Here is a 15,429-nt window from a genome sequence, read left to right as displayed (position 1 = left end):
GTTGCGCACGATGTCCGTAGGGCTCGCAAGCTCGCCCAACGGCCACGCTTCGCGCCCTCCGGGTCGGACGCCAACGGGCGAAAGGACCATTTGGGCCTACTTCGCGGTGGCGAAATACCTGGCCCCGGCCTTCAATTCGGCCACGCGCAGCAGCAAGTCGCCACTGGCGTCCATGGTGCGTTCCAGCGGATGCGGGTTGCAGCCGCCGCGCACCTCGTTGATGCGCGCGGTGTTGAAGGCCATGCCGCAATTCTCGCAGATCATGTTCGGCCCCTGCTGGCGGTAGCCCTTGCCCTCGCGCCAGCACACGTCGCAGGCGTCCAGGGCGGCGCGGGCCGCGCCGTCGGGGCCCTTCACCACGAAGAAGCGGATTTCGGCGCCGCCGTCCTTGAAGGTGTAGAACCTGGCCGTATCGGAGATGTCGGCGGCCTTGATGCGGACCGTCTCGCCCTGGGGCTGCACGGTTTCGTACTTGCCGCCAAAGCCGAAAAAGGCGTGGGCGGCGGTGGATATCACCAGCGGGGCAAGCAGGGCCAGCACCATGAGCGCGGCCGGAAGGACAAGACGGAAAGGCTTCATGCACTGCTCCTGAAAAGAACCATACGGACGTACCGCACCACATAGGCATGGCCGTCAGGGGAAGCAACCGCTGACCGGGCGGAATGCCGCCTTTGCCGACGTGGCGGCCTGAGCCGCCCTTCCCCGTCATCCCCCCGCAACGCAAACGCAACGCGGGGCGGATGGCCGCCCCGCGTCTTTCATGCGTTCCCGCCCGGCATCGCCGGACGGCTCCCTGCTACGCCTTGGGACGCAGCAGGCGCAGGCCGTTCATGATCACCAGGAACGAGCCGCCGATGTCGGCCACGATGGCCATCCACAGGCTGGCCACCTGGAACACCGCCAGGCCCAGAAACAGCGCCTTGAGGCCCAGGGCGAAGCCGATGTTCTGGCGGATGACGCCCAGGGTGCGGCGCGAATGGCGCACCAGCCAGGGCAGCTTGCCCAGGTCGTCGGACATCAGGGTGATGTCGGCGGTCTCGATGGCCGCGTCGCTGCCGATGCCGCCCATGGCGATGCCCAGGTGCGCGGTGGCCAGCGCGGGCGCGTCGTTGACGCCGTCGCCCACCATGGCCACCCGCTCGCCCGCTTCCACCAGCGCGGCCACGGCGGCGGTCTTGTCGGCGGGCAGCAGGTCGGCCTTGACATCATCGGCGGCGGTCACCCCGCAGGCGGCGGCCACGCGGGCGGCGCTGGCCGCGTTGTCGCCGGTCAGCATGACCACCCGGCGCAGCCCGGCGGCGCGCAGGTCGTCCAGCACGGCGCGGGCGTCGGGGCGCAGGTCGTCCTCCAGTTCCATGACCGCGGCAAGGCCCGCGTCGTTCCACAGCAGCACCGAGGACCCGGCGTCTGCGCCGCCCGTTCCAGCAGGCAGTTCCGCCCCCCCGGCGGCTCCGGACGGGCCGTCCTGCGCGAAGAAACGGCGGTTGCCGATGCGCCAGCGCGCGCCGTCCACCACGCCTTCGGCTCCCAGGCCGGGCAGGGTGCGGTGGTCACCGGCCGTGGCGGCTGCGTCCGGCCCTGCCCCGAGCGTTTCGTGCGCGTGCTGCACGATGGCCCGGGCAAGGGGGTGGCTGCTGGGGCCTTCCAGCGCGGCGGCGATGCGCAATGCGGACGCCTCGTCCCGCACCTGCGGATGCCCGGCCACGGGCAGCACGCGGGCCACGCGCGGGCGGCCGTGGGTCAAGGTGCCGGTCTTGTCGAAGGCGATGGCCGTGAGGCTGGCGGGCAGTTCCAGGAACGAGCCGCCCTTGACCAGCACGCCGTTGCGGGCCGCGCTGGTCAGCCCGGCCACGATGGACACCGGCGTGGAGATGACCAGCGCGCACGGGCAGGCGATGACCAGCACCACCAGCGCCTCGTACACCCAGGCAGACCACGCCCCGCCGAAGAACAGCGGGGGCGCCACGGCCACCAGCGCGGCCACGGCCAGCATGGCCGGGGTGTACACGGCGGCGAAGCGGTCCACCCACTGCACGGCGCGGGCGCGGCGCGACTGGGCCGCCTCGACCATGTGCAGGATGCGCGCGAGGGTGGTGTCCGACGCGGCGCGGGTGGTCAGCACCTCCAGCACGCCGCCGCCGTTGATGGTGCCCGCGTACACCGGCTCGCCGGGCCGCTTGGGCACGGGCATGGATTCTCCGGTGATGGGCGACTGGTCGATGTCCGACGCGCCCGCCGCCACCGTGCCGTCCAGGGGCACGCGGTCGCCCGCGCGCACCAGGATGCGCGAGCCCACGGGCACGTTTTCCACGGCGGTCTCCACGGGGGCGCCGGGCAAACCGCCCCCCCCGTCGCCCCCGATGTCGCCCCCCATGTCACCCGGACGCGACAACAGCAAGGCCCGCGAGGGCGAAATGTCCAGCAGCGCGGCAATGGCCGACCGCGCCCGGTCCACGCTCCACGATTCCAGCTGGTTGGCCACCGCGAACAGGAAGGCCACCGAGGCCCCCTCGAAAAACTGGCCGATGGCCGCCGCGCCGATGACCGCCGTGACCATCAGCAGGTTCATGTCCGGCCGCAGGGTGCGCACCGCGTGCACCGCGCGGGGCAGCACCCGCCAGGCGCCCGCCACCGCCGCCGCCAGCCACAGGGCCAGGGTGGCCGGGTGGGGCACGCCCGCTTCGGAAAACACGTCCAGCAGCGACCCGGTATGCGCCCATTCCACGCCGATGCCCGCCACAAGGGCCACGCCGCTCAACGCGCAGAGCAGCAGCGAGGACTGGCGACGCCACAGATCGGCCAGCCCGCGCGGCAGCAGGGACGCGAAGCCGCCCGATGCGCCGCCGGGCGCGGGCACGGCGCACGCGCCGCCGCAGCACGAGCATCCGGCCAGGGCCGGAATCTGGGCGGGCCGGGGGGCGATGCCGGGTGCGTGGTCATGGGCATCCGCCTGCCCCTCCGCCTGGCAACCGTCCTGGCAGTGCGGGTGGTCATGGTCATGTGCGTGGTCATGTGCGTGACTGTGGGCCTGACCGGCCGGCGGGGCCGGACGCAGCATCGCGCCGCCGTGTCCGGCGGCCTCGGGCGCGGCGCGCATGCCGGTACGGGCCACGGCGGCCACCACGTCGTCGGCATGCAGGTCCAGACCGGCCAGATCCACGCGCATGCGCCGGGAGAGCACGTCGAATTCCAGCCGGTCGGGGCTGCCCACTAGCGGGGTCAGCGCGCGCCGCAGGATGTTCACCTCGCTGGCGCAGTCCATTTCCTCGATGCGGAAGGCGGTCATGGGCGGGTCTCCGTGGGGGAACGGCGGGGCGCGTTCGTGCGCCGCCCGGCCGTGGGTTCAGTCTGCACATATGAACACGTGTTCATATGTGCAGAGTATGCGGCACGCTCCCCGGTGTCAACCGCCCGGCGAGGCCGGAGCGGCGGAAAACATGGCGGAACCCCGTCCACAGGGCGTAGAGATGTGGAAAATGCAGAAATCCCGGTGTGTTCCTGATGCGGACGCGCCGGGGACATGGTGTGGGCAGGGATGCGGAAACGCCGTTGCCGGGCGCGCCAAAAGACCGACGCCCGCTGGCGGACACCGGCATGTCGGCGGCGCGGGGCCGCAACGCCGCGCGCGGCGCGCAGCGGGGGAGATGCGGGGGGCGCGCCTACGCGCGGTTCTTGCCGTCGGTCATGGCCAGGGCCAGCTTCATCTCGCGGTCCAGGCGGTTCTGCACGGCGGCCTGCACCCGCTCGGACGAGGAGCCGAACTGGCCGGAGCGCACCGCGTACACCTCACGGATGAGCTGCTTCTCGAAGTTGCGGCCCGCCTTGGCGGTGCCCGCCTGCACGACGGCCCCGGCCTGCCCGTCAGTTTGACCAGTGGGCTGCCCGTCACTCTGACCATCGGGCTGCTGCCCGGCGATGTTGTCCAGCGCGCGGGCGAAGATGCGGGTGGCCCCGGCCGGGCCGTGCTGCACGGCGGTGCTCCACAACACCTCGCGCAGCGCGGGCGACAGATCCCCCTTGTCCAGTCCGGCGGCGCGGCTCACGGCCTGCAGGGCGGGCGCGTAGTGGCTTTCATGGATGAACCGTTCCTGCAACGCCTCGAACCGGGCCGGGTCTTCCTGGGCGATTTCGCGCCACACCCGGGGCATTTCGCCGGTCTTGCCGCCGGTGTTGGCGGGTCCGGCCGCCTCCAGGCGCGAGGCGATGTCCGGCGCGGCCTGCCGCGCGAAGTCGAGGAAGCGGTCCATGGTCCCGGCCCGCGACGAAATCTGGTACTTGCCGTACGAGGTGCCGCCGTGCCGGTCGTAGCCGATGGCGGCGATGCCCTCCTCGCCCGACTCGAACTGCGCGGAAAGGCCGCCCAAGTCGTCACCGGATGCGCCTGCCGCGTCACGGCGGCCGGATTTGTCTGGCCGCTCCCGCCGCGCGGCCTTGCCCGCGCCCGGCTGCCCGCCGCCGCGTCCCGGTCCGCCGGCGACGGCCACCGTGGGCGCTCCGCCCCCCGTGCCGCCTCCCATGCCCGAAGCCGCCATGTCCAGGTTGCCGGAAAGGGTCATCAGGTTGCGCGAAGTCATGGCCCCGCGCAGCGAATCGAGCCCGCCCGCGCCCCCTTCCATGACCTTGGCCAGGGTGGCCAGCGCCCGGGAATTGACGATGTCCATGGCCGCGCGCGAGGCGCGCTCGTCGGCGGCCAGGGCGCTTTCGGCGTTGCCGCCGGCTGCCGTCAGGCCGGGCAACGCGGCCAGTTGCGGCGAGGAACCGGCCCCGCCGCCCGCGCCGCCGGTGAGGATGCCCGCAAGGGGCGATGCCCCCGCCCCCGCGCCGCCCTTGGCAAGCAGCGCGGCGAAACGCGGATCGGCGGCGGACCGCTGGCCCGCCCTGGGGGCGGCGCCGGCGCGCCGGGCTCCTTCGGTGGGCCGCCCCTCGACCAGCGTTTGCAGGGCGTCCATGGACATGCTTTTTCCGTAGGCCATGCGCAATCCTCCTCGCCGCCGTGAACACGGAGTGGCGGCGAGAGGGGCAAAGCAAGGGGAATGCCAGCGTGTGCACTCTGCGTTGCATGACGGCAGCTTGCGGGCGCGCGACGGGTTCGGCGGCGGGCGGCTGCGGGGGCAGCGTCAAGCGGCCGACGGGCGGGCCGGACTGGAAAGACTGGACAGACTGGACGGACTATGCGGACTGGGGGCTGCGGGACGGCGGGCGCCAGCGGAGAGCTACTTTCCGGCCGGGCTCGCGCCGCCCCCGTCGTCGCGCGGACGGTAGTAGCGCATGGCCTCGGGCAGCATGGCCTTCAGCGCGTCGATGCGCTTGGCCTCGGTGGGGTGGGTGGACGTGAAGTCCGACTTGCGGCCGCCGCCCGCCTGCTTGAGCATCTTCTGCCAGAACGTGATGGCCGCGTGCGGGTCGTACCCGGCCTTGGCCATGAGCAGCAGCCCGATGTGGTCGGCCTCGTATTCCATCTCGCGGCTGTTGGGCAGCATGACGGCCATGTTCATGGCCCCGGCGTAGCTGTCGCCCACGGCCTGGGCCGCCTGCGACGAACCGCTGGCCGCCGCCACGCCCACCATGGTGGCCAACTGGCCCACCTGCACCATACGCGCCCGGCTCATCTTCTCGTTGCTGTGCCGGGCCAGGGCGTGGGCCACCTCGTGCCCCACGACGGCGGCCAGCTCGGCGTCGGTGTCGGCGACCTCCAGCAGGCCGGTGTACACGGCCACCTTGCCGCCGGGCAGGCAGAAGGCGTTCACCACGTCCTTCTCTATGGTGTGGAATTCCCAGCGGTACTGGGGGCGCTCGGCCACGGCGGCGATGCGTCGGCCCACCCGCTCCACGCGGGCGGATTCGGGCGTGCCGGTGACCTCCTTTTCCTTCTTCAGCACCTGCTGCATGGCGGCAAGACCCATCTTGGCCTCGTCCGCCTCGGAATACATGATCAACTGGCTGCGCCCGGTGTAGGGGGCCTTGGCGCATCCGGCCAGGCCCAGCAGCAACGCGCACAGCACGAGGACCAGCAGCCGGGCCGCCCCGCGCGTGCGGCGCGGCGCGGCCGCGCCCGCGACCCCGTTCATTGCGGTTCCGTTCATTGCATCACCATTGACCAACGATTGCATGTGGTTCCACCCCGTGGACCCGCCGTCCGCCGCCGCGGGCCGGACCCGCGCGGCTTGACGGAATCGTCGATTGCCGTATTTTCCCCTACCTGACGGGGCCGAACGCGGCCTCCTTCCGGCGGGGCATCCGGCTCCCTGCCGGAAACGCGCCCCCAATAGCGTATTTTCCCGGAAAGGAACAGTCATGGGCAAGGACCTGATTATCGTCGAATCTCCCGCCAAGGTGAAGACCATCAAGAAATTTCTTGGCGGCAACTACGCCGTGCATGCCAGCGTGGGCCACGTGCGCGACCTGCCCACCAGCGAACTGGGCGTCGACGAGGCCAACGGCTTTGCCCCCCGCTACCAGGTCATCGACGGCAAGCAGAAGGTGGTCTCCGCCCTCAAGGAAGCCGCCGCCAAGGCCGACAACGTGTACCTGGCGCCCGACCCCGACCGCGAGGGAGAGGCCATCGCCTGGCACGTGGCGGAACTGATCCGCGACAAGAACACCAACATCCGGCGCATCCAGTTCAACGAGATCACCGCCCGCGCGGTGAAGGAAGCGCTGGAAAACCCGCGCGAACTGAACCGCAACCTGTTCGACGCCCAGCAGGCCCGCCGCGTGCTCGACCGGCTGGTGGGCTACAAGCTCTCCCCCCTGCTGTGGAAAAAGGTGAAGCGCGGCATCTCCGCCGGGCGCGTGCAGTCCGTGGCCCTGCGCCTGATCGTGGACCGCGAGAACGAACGCCGCGCCTTCAACCCCGAGGAATACTGGCTGTTCCGCGCCCGCCTGGCCGGGGCCACCCCGCCCCCGTTCCGGGCCGACCTGCACAAGCTGCACGGCAAGAAGCCCGCCATCGGCAACGCGGAAGACGCCGCCGCCGTGGAAGCGGCCATGCAGGGCCAGCCCTTCGTGGTCACCGGCATCGACGAAAAGGAACGCCAGCGCCAGCCGCAGCCGCCGTTCATCACCTCCACCCTGCAACAGTCCGCCAGCCAGCGGCTGGGGTATTCGGCCAAGCGCACCATGAACATCGCCCAGCGCCTGTACGAAGGCGTGGAACTGGGCGAGGCGGGCACCGTGGCCCTGATCACCTACATGCGTACCGACTCCGTGCGCATCGCGGACGAGGCGCGCGACGCGGCGCGCGAGTTCATCGCCGCCACCTGGGGGGGCGACCACCTGCCCGCCAAGGCCCGCCAGTTCAAGACCAAGGGCGGCGCGCAGGACGCGCACGAAGCCATCCGGCCCGTGGACGTGGGCGTGACGCCCGATTCCGTGCGCCACCTGCTGCCGCCGGACCAGTACCAGCTGTACCGGCTGGTGTGGCAGCGCTTCGTGGCCTCGCAGATGGCGGCGGCGCGCTTCCACGACACCACGGTGACCATCGCCTGCGGCCCCGTCGAATGGCGCGCCAAGGGCGAACGGCTGCTGTTCCCCGGCTTTCTGGCCGCATCGCCCCAGAAGGACGCGGCGGCGGAAGGCGAGGAAGCGGCCGAGGGCGACCTGCCCAAACTTTCCGTGGGCGAGGAACTGCAAGCCCTGTCCGTGGAAAAGGAACAGAAGTTCACCCAGCCCCCGGCGCGCTACACCGAAGCCTCGCTGGTGCGCGAACTGGAAGAGCGCGGCATCGGCCGCCCGTCCACCTACGCGGCCATCATCTCCACCCTGCTCGACCGCGACTACGCCCGGCTGGAAGAAAAGCACTTCGCCCCCACCGACCTTGGGGCCGTGGTCTGCGACCTGCTGACCGGCCATTTCACCACCCTGATGGACGTGGACTTCACCGCGCAGATGGAAGGTTCGCTGGACAAGGTGGCCGAAGGCGACCTGGACTGGGTGAAGCTGCTGGAAGACTTCACCGGCGGGTTCAACCCGGTGCTGGAACGCGCCGCCCAGGCCATGGACACCGTCAAGGGCGGCCTGCCCAGCGGCATCGACTGCGAACTGTGCGGCAAGCCCATGGTCATCAAGTTCGGCAAGGCGGGCACCTTCCTGGCCTGCTCCGGCTACCCGGCCTGCCGCAACACCAAGAACTTCACCCGCGACGAGAAGGGCAACATCCAGGTCGAGCAGAAACTGCGTGAGGAACCGGAAAAGGTGGGCACCTGTCCGCAATGCGGCAGCGACCTGGTGCTGAAGAAGGCGCGCACCGGCAGCCGGTTCATCGCCTGCACCAAGTACCCGGACTGCACCTATACCGCGCCGTTCTCCACCGGCGTACCCTGCCCGCGCGAAGGCTGCGACGGCGTGCTGGTGGAAAAAAGCTCCAAGCGCGGCAAGATATTCTATTCGTGCAGCACTTACCCCAAGTGCGACTACGCCCTGTGGGACTGGCCCGTGCCCGGCCCCTGCCCGGACTGCAATTCGCCCCTGCTGGTGATCAAGAACACCCGCGCCCGGGGCCGCCACATCGCCTGTCCGGAAAAGACCTGCAAGTACACCCGCGATCTGGACGAGGACGGCGGCGGCGAGGAATAGCCGCCGGTACGATTTCGGGAAGGAGCGGGGCGGAGCGGGGCGCTGCCCCGCGCCCCGCAACTCTGCTGTCCCCATCCGTAGGACTCGCGCGTTGCGTACGATGGCCGTACGGCTCGCAAGCTCGCCAACGGCCACGCTTCGCGCCCTTCGGGTCGATCTGCGCGCTCGCCCAACGGCTGGGTCAAGGGGGCCGCGCCCCCTTGACCCCTTTATGGGGCATGCCGTCAGCCCAAGCCCCCGCCGCATTCCGTGGTGGGGGCTTTCGCGTTTCCGAGCAGGGTGGGGACTGTATTCGGACGGACCTGGGGCGGACGCACGTCAGGCGCACGTCATGGCCACGCACCCTTCGGACGGCCTTCCCACCCCCTTCCCGCCCCCTTGCGGGCCGCACCACGGAAAAACCGTGCACTATGCCTGCCGGTGCACAGGCGCGCGCCGCCGCCCGGATTGGCCGGGCGTACCCCGCCGTCTCCCGGCCGGAGCGGACGTGCCGCGTTGACACCCACTAGAGAGGAATGCATATGTGGAACAACTGGTTGCAGGGCGGCGGCGAATCCTACGACGACAAGCGGCGCGGACTGTACCGGCAGGTTCGGGACACGTCGCGCCAGGCCATGGGCGCGGCCACCATGCAGGAGTGGTATCGCCTGTTCGATGGCGGGCTGCGTTCTATCCGGGGCTTCGAACACAAGGGCAGCAGGCTGCCGGACAACGAATCCGACGCGCTGCGGCAGGGCTTTCTGCGCGACATGTTCGAGGAGGCCCGGCCCGACCGCTTCGACGATTTCTGGCGCTTTCCCCGGCAGCAAGGCGACAGCGGGCTGGAACTGGACGCCAGGCGGCTCGGCATGTCCGTGTACGGCAAGCCGCTGGGGCCGACGCTGGAAGGCCGCAACGCCCGCCCCGCGACCCCGGAACCGCTCGACGACAGGTACGACGGCATCGCGGGGCGCAGGTCTGACATCCCCGGCTGGCCCGACGCACCGGACCGGACGGGCGGAACGGAACCCCTCGACCCGGATAAGAAGGAAGGGCGCGAGCTTGCAGTCGTGCGCTGGAAGCCTGGACAGAAGCGCGACGAGAACCCCGTCGAATTGATGTCCGCCAACGGCACGGCGGGCGATACGTCCGGCACTGCGCCTGCGGGGGCGGGTGGCGGAACCTCCGGTGGTGCGGGGGCTGCGGAACAACCGGGCGGTCGGACCACCCGACCCGGCGCGGGCAGCGCGCAGGAAGGCCCCCTGCAACGCGCCGCGCGCACCTTTCTGGAAGGGGCGGGCCCCGGCCCGCTCACCGTGCCCGAGGCGCCGGAACAACCCCGGCCTGCCGCACCGGTTCCCGCGCCCACGGACGGCGGCAAGACGGCGTCACCTGGCGCGGCAGCGCCCGGTAAAATCCGGGGCGCCCTGGCCGCGCCCGACAAGCCGGAGGACATCAACCGGATCACGGCGGACACCCTGCACAAGCTGGAGGGCAACGTTCTGCACGCCTACATCCCCGAGAAGGACGGCAAACCCATGGACAAGAGCAGCGCCACCATCGGGGCGGGTATCGACATGGGACAGTGGAACGCGAAAGGGTTACGCGGAATCGGAGTGGATGAGGAAGTTATCAATCGCTTGAGCCCGCTGCTTGGAAAGAACGCCACGGAAGCGAAACAGGAAATGGATAATCTCAAAAAAACAGGTGATGCGGTTAAGCTCACCCCCGAGCAGGCCCGTCACCTCAACGAAAAGATGTTCATCCATTTCAACGGACAGGCGCGGCAGCAGTACAACCGTGCGCCAGGCAACGTAGACGCCCAGGGCAAGACCATTCACCGGTTCGAAGAACTGCCCAAGGAAATGCAGGCTGTCGTCACCTCCGTACTCTATCAGCATGGCAGCACGGGCAAGTTCAAAAACTTCTGGGGATATTCCACAACGGGCGACTGGGACGGGGCCATCAAGGAACTGCGCAACTTCAGTTCCAAACCGGACTACAAGTACCACCCCCGCCGCAACAAGGAGGCCGACCTCATGCAACAGGGCCTGGACAGGCTGCGCCAATGACGCACCCCGCAATCTTCCAGCACAACATCTTCCGGGGGGCCGCACGGCCCCCCCGTTCCCACCGCGTGCCGCCCATGCTGCTGGCTTTCGCCCTGTGGCTGGCCTGCCTTGGGGCATGGCGCCCGGCGCATGCCGAACGGCTGCCCGCCATGCAGCGGATTCCAGTGGTGGCGCCGGAACCGCATATTTTCAAAGGGTTCGTGCAGGACAATCTGCAATGGCTGCAACGCCCGGGCATCGTCGATGCACAAGGCCGTTACCCCATGGCCGACGCAATTCCTGCCGGGGAGTACGCGCCACTGTCCTTTGCCCGCGAACTGTACGAACGAGCCGACCTCACGGCCTTCCCGTCCGCATTTCTGCCCATGGCGACGGGCAAGCCCACCTTTGCCGCCCTGGACATTCCCTATGAGGCCGAAGAGCCCGATGTCTTGCTCGTGGAGGACAAGCCGTTGGGTCACAACCCGCAAGTTAGCCTGACCATTCCCCTCATGGCGTCGCTGGACTGGGACGGCAACGGCGTCCGGGACTGGCTCTTCGGGTGCCGCATCCTGCTCTACAAGCCATACCTGAGCCTGGGATCCTTCCTTCTGGTGCTCAACCCCCAACCCACCGGGCCGCTCGATGTCCGGTTGGTGCGCGTCTCCTACCGGCAGCCAGACGACATCCGCAAGGTGACTACCTACTTCGGCACCGCCGCGCGGGACTACCTGTTCACCATCATGCGGGACAGGCTGCCCGCCATCTACCCCGGCTGGACCCCGCCCGCACGGGCCGAAGACCTGCCCTGGCGCGACGCGCCCGGCATGGAGGGCGTCGGCTACGTCGAGCACGTGGACGAGGGCAGGAAATGACGCACCCCGCAATCTTCCAGCACAGCATCTTCCGGGGGGCCGCACGGCCCCCCCGTCCCCACCACTTGCTGCCCATGCTGCTGGCTTTCACCCTGTGGCTGGCCTGCCCCGCCGCCTGGTCCACGGCACATGCCGAACCGTTGGCCGCCATACAGCGGGTGCCCGTGGTGGCTCCGGAGCCGGATATTTTCAGGGGGTTCGTGCGGGACAACCTGCAATGGCTGCAACGTCTCGGCATCGTGGATGCGGAAGGCCGTTACCCCATGGCCGACGCAATTCCTGCCGGGGAGTACGCGCCACTGTCCTTTGCCCGAGAACTGTACGAACGCGCCGACCTCGCGGCCTTTCCGTCCGCATTTTTGCCCGTGGCGACGGGCAAGCCCACCTTTGCCGCCCTGGGCATTCGTTACGAGGCCGAAGAGCCCGACGTCTTGCTCGTGGAGGACAAGCCATTGGGTCACAACCCACAAGTTAGCCTGACCATCCCCCTCATGGCCTCACTGGACTGGGACGGCAACGGAACGCGCGATTGGCTCTTCGGGTGCCGCATCCTGCTTTACAGGCAAGACGTGGACTTGGGCTCCTTCCTGCTGGTGCTCAACCCGCAACCCACAGGGCCGCTCGATGTCCGGCTTCTGCGGGTCACCTACTGGCCGTCCAACGACTCTTCAAAATACATCAACTATTTTGGTACCGCCGCGCGGGACTACCTGTTCACCATCATACGGGACAGGCTGCCCGCCATCTACCCCGGCTGGACCCCGCCCGCACGGGCCGAAGACCTGCCCTGGCGCGACGCGCCCGGCATGGAGGGCGTCGGCTACGTCGAGCACGTGGACGAGGGCAGGAAATGACCCGCGCATGACGAAACGGGGCGGCAGGCTGTGCGCCTCCGCCCCATGAGCACCATTGGTCAGGACCGGCCGGCAGGCCGTTCCCTTGTTCCCCCTTATTCCCCCTTGACGACGATGGACTCGCCCGTGGCAAGCACCACCGAGCGCACCGTGGACCGGCCGGTCAGCCGTTCCGCGTTCAGCAGGGGGACATCCTTCGGTTCCGCCTCGTCCAGGTCGATGACCCACGATTCGGCAAACGCCTCGCCCGGCCGCAACTGCATGTTGCGCACCAGCTTCAGGGTGCGCAGCACCCGCCCGGCCTCGTCCTGCACCACGCAGTCCATCACCACCCGGCCCACGGTCTGGTCGCTCTGGTTGGCCCCGGCCACCTGCACCACCAGCGTCTTGAAGTTGCCGCCGCCGGACAGGGTGTCGATGCCCACCAGGGTGCGGTCCAGACGCACCAGCCCGGCCAGCCGTTCGGCGATGCGGGCGTTTTCCTCGGCGGCGGCGGCGCGCTCGCGGGCGCGGATGCGTTCCAGCGCGGCGGCGTGCGCGGCCAGTTGGCCGTCCGGGTCCACCAGGCCGGACACCTTCCAGCCGCCCTTGCCGTCGGTCAGTTGCACCCGCATCTCGAAGGTGGTTTCCAACGCCTCGTTCTTCACGGGCACCACCACCATGGCCTTGCCGTCCGCGCGTTCCGCCACGGCCGGGACAAACGCCCCCACCTGCTCGCGGAAGTCGGGCGGCAGCAGGTCTTCGCGCTTGTGTTCGCCCGCCGCGCCCACGGGCAGGGCCAGCAGGGACTGACGCAGCATGTCGCGCAACTGCGCCGTTTCGCGCGCGTCCGGGGCGGACGCCCCCTGCACGCCGGAAGCCCGCAACTGCACCGCCAGCAACTGATCCACCACCCTGTCCACGTCCACGCGGCGCTCGAAGGCCGCCGCATCGCCGTTGCGGAAGGCCTCCACCAGCTGTTCCACGGCATGTTCCGGGCGGCTGGTCTTGTACCACCGCCAGCCGCCGACACCGACGGCCACCAGCGCCGCCAGCCCGACCATAGCGAACAGCACGAGGCGCGGGATACGTTTGGACAAGCCCTTCTTCCTGCCGGGCGCGGAACCACCGCCGTCACCGGAGGGGCCTGCGTGCGCCACGGCAGCCGGGTCAGCCTTGGACGCGGACTTCGCCGTGGGGGATTTCGCGGACGCGGACGCGCCGTCCAGCGATTCCGGGGGGGCGATGAGCAAATCGCCCCCGGCGGGCTTCTTCTTGCGGGAAAAGAACGGCAGCTTGAACGGGAATCCCATGGATGTCTCCGGTTGCGGCATTGCGGAATTGCGGGATTACGAGACCGGGAGACCCGGCGGGAAGCGGAGCTGTGGGCCGACCGTCGACCGTCGCGTGGCCCGGCCCGGGCTGTCCGGACCAGACAGTTCGGGTCCGGCGGTCGCGGCCCGCGCGGGGGCGGAACAGATCAGCCCAGCACTTCGCCCAGGCCGCCGCACACCGCCGTCAACTCGTCGGTGCCCACGGCAAAGGACAGCGCGGCGGCAAGGTCGAAGGAGGGTGCGGCGGCAAGGTCCGTGGGCAGGGGGGCATGCCCCAGTTCTGCCAGGTCGGCGCACAGGGCCGTGCACAGTTGCGGCCAGGGCGCCAGGAAGGCCGCCGCCGCGTGGCGCAGGGTCGCGCGCGCGCCGTCGCCGCCCGTCTGCCCCGCCGCTTGCCCCTTTTGCCCCGCTTGCCCCTCCGTTCGCGCGGACGCGTGAGCCACGGTGTCCAGCAGGGCGTGCAGGGCGTAAAGCAGGTCGAAATAGAGCAGGCGCGGGTCTGCCGCGCGCGAGCGCAGCATGCGTTCGCGCATGGAATACAGCACCACGTTCAACACCTCGTCCAGCGGGCGGCCCTCGTCCAGGGCGGCCTTCATGTGGTGGCCCTGCCAGCGCCAGCCCCGGCGCACCATCTGCAACCGACCGATGCGCCGCACCTCGAAAGCCTCCACCCCGTCCACGGCCCACAGCAGGTAGCCGTTCTCGCGCAGGCGGCGCGAGAGGTAGGCGTCCTGGCCGTAGCGTTCCTCGTAGCCGGAAAAGCCGCCCACGGCCTCGAAGGCGTCGCGCCGGGCCAGCCACGCCCCACCGGGCAGGAACGGCACGGAACCGGACGCCCCCCGGTTGAGGGTGTAGGTCAGCTCCAGGTAGCGCGAGAGCAGGTCGTCGCCGGTGCGGGGGCGGATGGCCGTGCCCGCCATGCCCACGCCGGGCCGGGCCGCGGCGGGCAGGCACACCGCCAGCCAGTGCGCGGGAAAGCGGATGTCCGCATCCACCGAAAGGATGAACCGGGTGGCGGCGCGGGCCGCCCCCAGCGCGCGGGCGTGGGTGTTGCCCCGGTTTTCCGGCACGCGCACCACCTCGATGGGGGGCAGGCGTTCGGCCACCTCTTCCGGCAGGTCGGGCGTGAACGGTTCCGCCGAGCCGTCGTCGATGACCACGATGGCGGAGGGCATGGCCGTCCACCCGGTGACGGACGACAGCAGGCCCCGGACCAGTTCGTGGTCGTCGTAGGTGTAGGTGACCAGGGTGACGGAAACCGTGCGCATGGATGCCTCGTTCCGGAATCTCCGCGTGGCCAGGGTGGCGCGGGACCACCGGCGGCCGGTATTGCCGATGCCGCCCATGTTGTGGGCAGGTCCGGCACCGCTGACGGCAGGCCCGGCGTCCGCGCGGGGCCGGGCCGGGCCGGGCAGCCGTACCGCGACGCCCTGCGGGCCTCCGGCGCGCGTCCGGGCACGCCAGCGCGCCCCGGCTGCGGTACGGTGCAACTGTATGTATTGAAGCAAATGCGGCCGTTTCCGCAAGGGGAAACCGCGCGGATGGGGGAAAATACGCACTCCGGCGGGTGCGGCGCACACACGGGTGCGGGAACCCGCCCCGGACGGCGAACCGCAATGCGCATGCGGCGGGATGCGTGGAGAGCCGGGACACGCCCGCAGCATCGCCACAGCCGCTGCATCGCCACAGCCGCTGGACAGGGGCGCGCGGGCGGCGCTAGGGTGGAGGATACGGGGTGCCGCACCTGCCGCCGTCCCGTGTCCGCCCCCGCATGCCCAGGAGG

The 15,429-nt window shown here is 70.1% G+C and carries 10 protein-coding genes; 4 read left to right on the top strand and 6 right to left on the bottom strand.

Going from position 1 to position 15,429, the window contains the following annotated elements; all coding sequences use genetic code 11:
• Nucleotides 1-96 precede the first annotated feature (96 nt).
• The 4 genes from V6B97_RS06130 to V6B97_RS06115 all read right to left on the bottom strand — a co-directional run bounded on the left by V6B97_RS06130 (nucleotide 97) and on the right by V6B97_RS06115 (nucleotide 6,068).
• Nucleotides 97-579, bottom strand: a complete 483-nt coding sequence (locus V6B97_RS06130; RefSeq protein ID WP_333505610.1) for a DUF2318 domain-containing protein — start codon at nucleotides 577-579, stop codon at nucleotides 97-99.
• A 217-nt stretch (nucleotides 580-796) separates the two neighbouring features.
• On the bottom strand, nucleotides 797-3,286 hold the full coding sequence (locus tag V6B97_RS06125) for a heavy metal translocating P-type ATPase (protein WP_333505609.1): 2,490 nt from the start codon (nucleotides 3,284-3,286) through the stop codon (nucleotides 797-799).
• A 373-nt stretch (nucleotides 3,287-3,659) separates the two neighbouring features.
• On the bottom strand, nucleotides 3,660-4,973 hold the full coding sequence (locus V6B97_RS06120) for a hypothetical protein (protein WP_333505608.1): 1,314 nt from the start codon (nucleotides 4,971-4,973) through the stop codon (nucleotides 3,660-3,662).
• A gap of 240 nt (nucleotides 4,974-5,213) precedes the next feature.
• Nucleotides 5,214-6,068 (bottom strand): M48 family metallopeptidase, encoded by an 855-nt coding sequence (locus V6B97_RS06115; RefSeq protein ID WP_333505607.1) that lies wholly within the window; start codon nucleotides 6,066-6,068, stop codon nucleotides 5,214-5,216.
• Nucleotides 6,069-6,294: 226 nt separating this feature from the next.
• Between V6B97_RS06115 and topA the strand changes: the two genes are divergently transcribed.
• From topA to V6B97_RS06095, 4 genes are all read left to right on the top strand, one after another.
• Nucleotides 6,295-8,574: a type I DNA topoisomerase gene (gene topA, locus V6B97_RS06110; RefSeq protein WP_333505606.1), complete on the top strand. Its 2,280-nt coding sequence runs from the start codon at nucleotides 6,295-6,297 to the stop codon at nucleotides 8,572-8,574.
• Nucleotides 8,575-9,095: 521 nt separating this feature from the next.
• Nucleotides 9,096-10,625 carry a pesticin C-terminus-like muramidase gene (locus V6B97_RS06105; protein ID WP_333505605.1) on the top strand — a complete coding sequence of 510 codons (1,530 nt, stop codon included), beginning with the start codon at nucleotides 9,096-9,098 and terminating at the stop codon, nucleotides 10,623-10,625.
• Nucleotides 10,622-11,479 carry a hypothetical protein gene (locus tag V6B97_RS06100; RefSeq protein WP_333505604.1) on the top strand — a complete coding sequence of 286 codons (858 nt, stop codon included), beginning with the start codon at nucleotides 10,622-10,624 and terminating at the stop codon, nucleotides 11,477-11,479. The genes V6B97_RS06105 and V6B97_RS06100 overlap by 4 nt, the downstream gene beginning before the upstream one ends.
• The gene (locus tag V6B97_RS06095) at nucleotides 11,476-12,333 is read left to right on the top strand and encodes a hypothetical protein (RefSeq protein WP_333505603.1); all 858 of its coding nucleotides are present in this window, start codon (nucleotides 11,476-11,478) and stop codon (nucleotides 12,331-12,333) included. Before V6B97_RS06100 ends, V6B97_RS06095 begins: the two co-directional genes overlap by 4 nt.
• 95 nt (nucleotides 12,334-12,428) lie before the next feature.
• Here V6B97_RS06095 and V6B97_RS06090 read toward each other — a convergent pair whose 3' ends face one another.
• A complete protein-coding gene (locus tag V6B97_RS06090; protein ID WP_333505602.1) occupies nucleotides 12,429-13,625 on the bottom strand; it encodes a hypothetical protein in 1,197 nt (398 codons plus the stop codon).
• Between the two features lie 167 nt (nucleotides 13,626-13,792).
• Nucleotides 13,793-14,914 carry a glycosyltransferase gene (locus V6B97_RS06085; RefSeq protein ID WP_333505601.1) on the bottom strand — a complete coding sequence of 374 codons (1,122 nt, stop codon included), beginning with the start codon at nucleotides 14,912-14,914 and terminating at the stop codon, nucleotides 13,793-13,795.
• Nucleotides 14,915-15,429 lie beyond the last annotated feature (515 nt).

The organism is Nitratidesulfovibrio sp. 1201_IL3209, assembly GCF_036763125.1.
Classification (GTDB): domain Bacteria; phylum Desulfobacterota; class Desulfovibrionia; order Desulfovibrionales; family Desulfovibrionaceae; genus Cupidesulfovibrio.
This window is presented reverse-complemented; position numbering and strand designations above follow the sequence as displayed.

Coding starts and splice junctions, on each gene's coding strand:
- V6B97_RS06120 (WP_333505608.1), bottom strand. CDS start 4,973: ATGGCCTACGGAAAAAGCATGTCCATGGACGCCCTGCAAACGCTGGTC.
- V6B97_RS06085 (WP_333505601.1), bottom strand. CDS start 14,914: ATGCGCACGGTTTCCGTCACCCTGGTCACCTACACCTACGACGACCAC.
- topA (WP_333505606.1), top strand. CDS start 6,295: ATGGGCAAGGACCTGATTATCGTCGAATCTCCCGCCAAGGTGAAGACC.
- V6B97_RS06125 (WP_333505609.1), bottom strand. CDS start 3,286: ATGACCGCCTTCCGCATCGAGGAAATGGACTGCGCCAGCGAGGTGAAC.
- V6B97_RS06100 (WP_333505604.1), top strand. CDS start 10,622: ATGACGCACCCCGCAATCTTCCAGCACAACATCTTCCGGGGGGCCGCA.
- V6B97_RS06095 (WP_333505603.1), top strand. CDS start 11,476: ATGACGCACCCCGCAATCTTCCAGCACAGCATCTTCCGGGGGGCCGCA.
- V6B97_RS06115 (WP_333505607.1), bottom strand. CDS start 6,068: ATGAACGGGGTCGCGGGCGCGGCCGCGCCGCGCCGCACGCGCGGGGCG.
- V6B97_RS06105 (WP_333505605.1), top strand. CDS start 9,096: ATGTGGAACAACTGGTTGCAGGGCGGCGGCGAATCCTACGACGACAAG.
- V6B97_RS06090 (WP_333505602.1), bottom strand. CDS start 13,625: ATGGGATTCCCGTTCAAGCTGCCGTTCTTTTCCCGCAAGAAGAAGCCC.
- V6B97_RS06130 (WP_333505610.1), bottom strand. CDS start 579: ATGAAGCCTTTCCGTCTTGTCCTTCCGGCCGCGCTCATGGTGCTGGCC.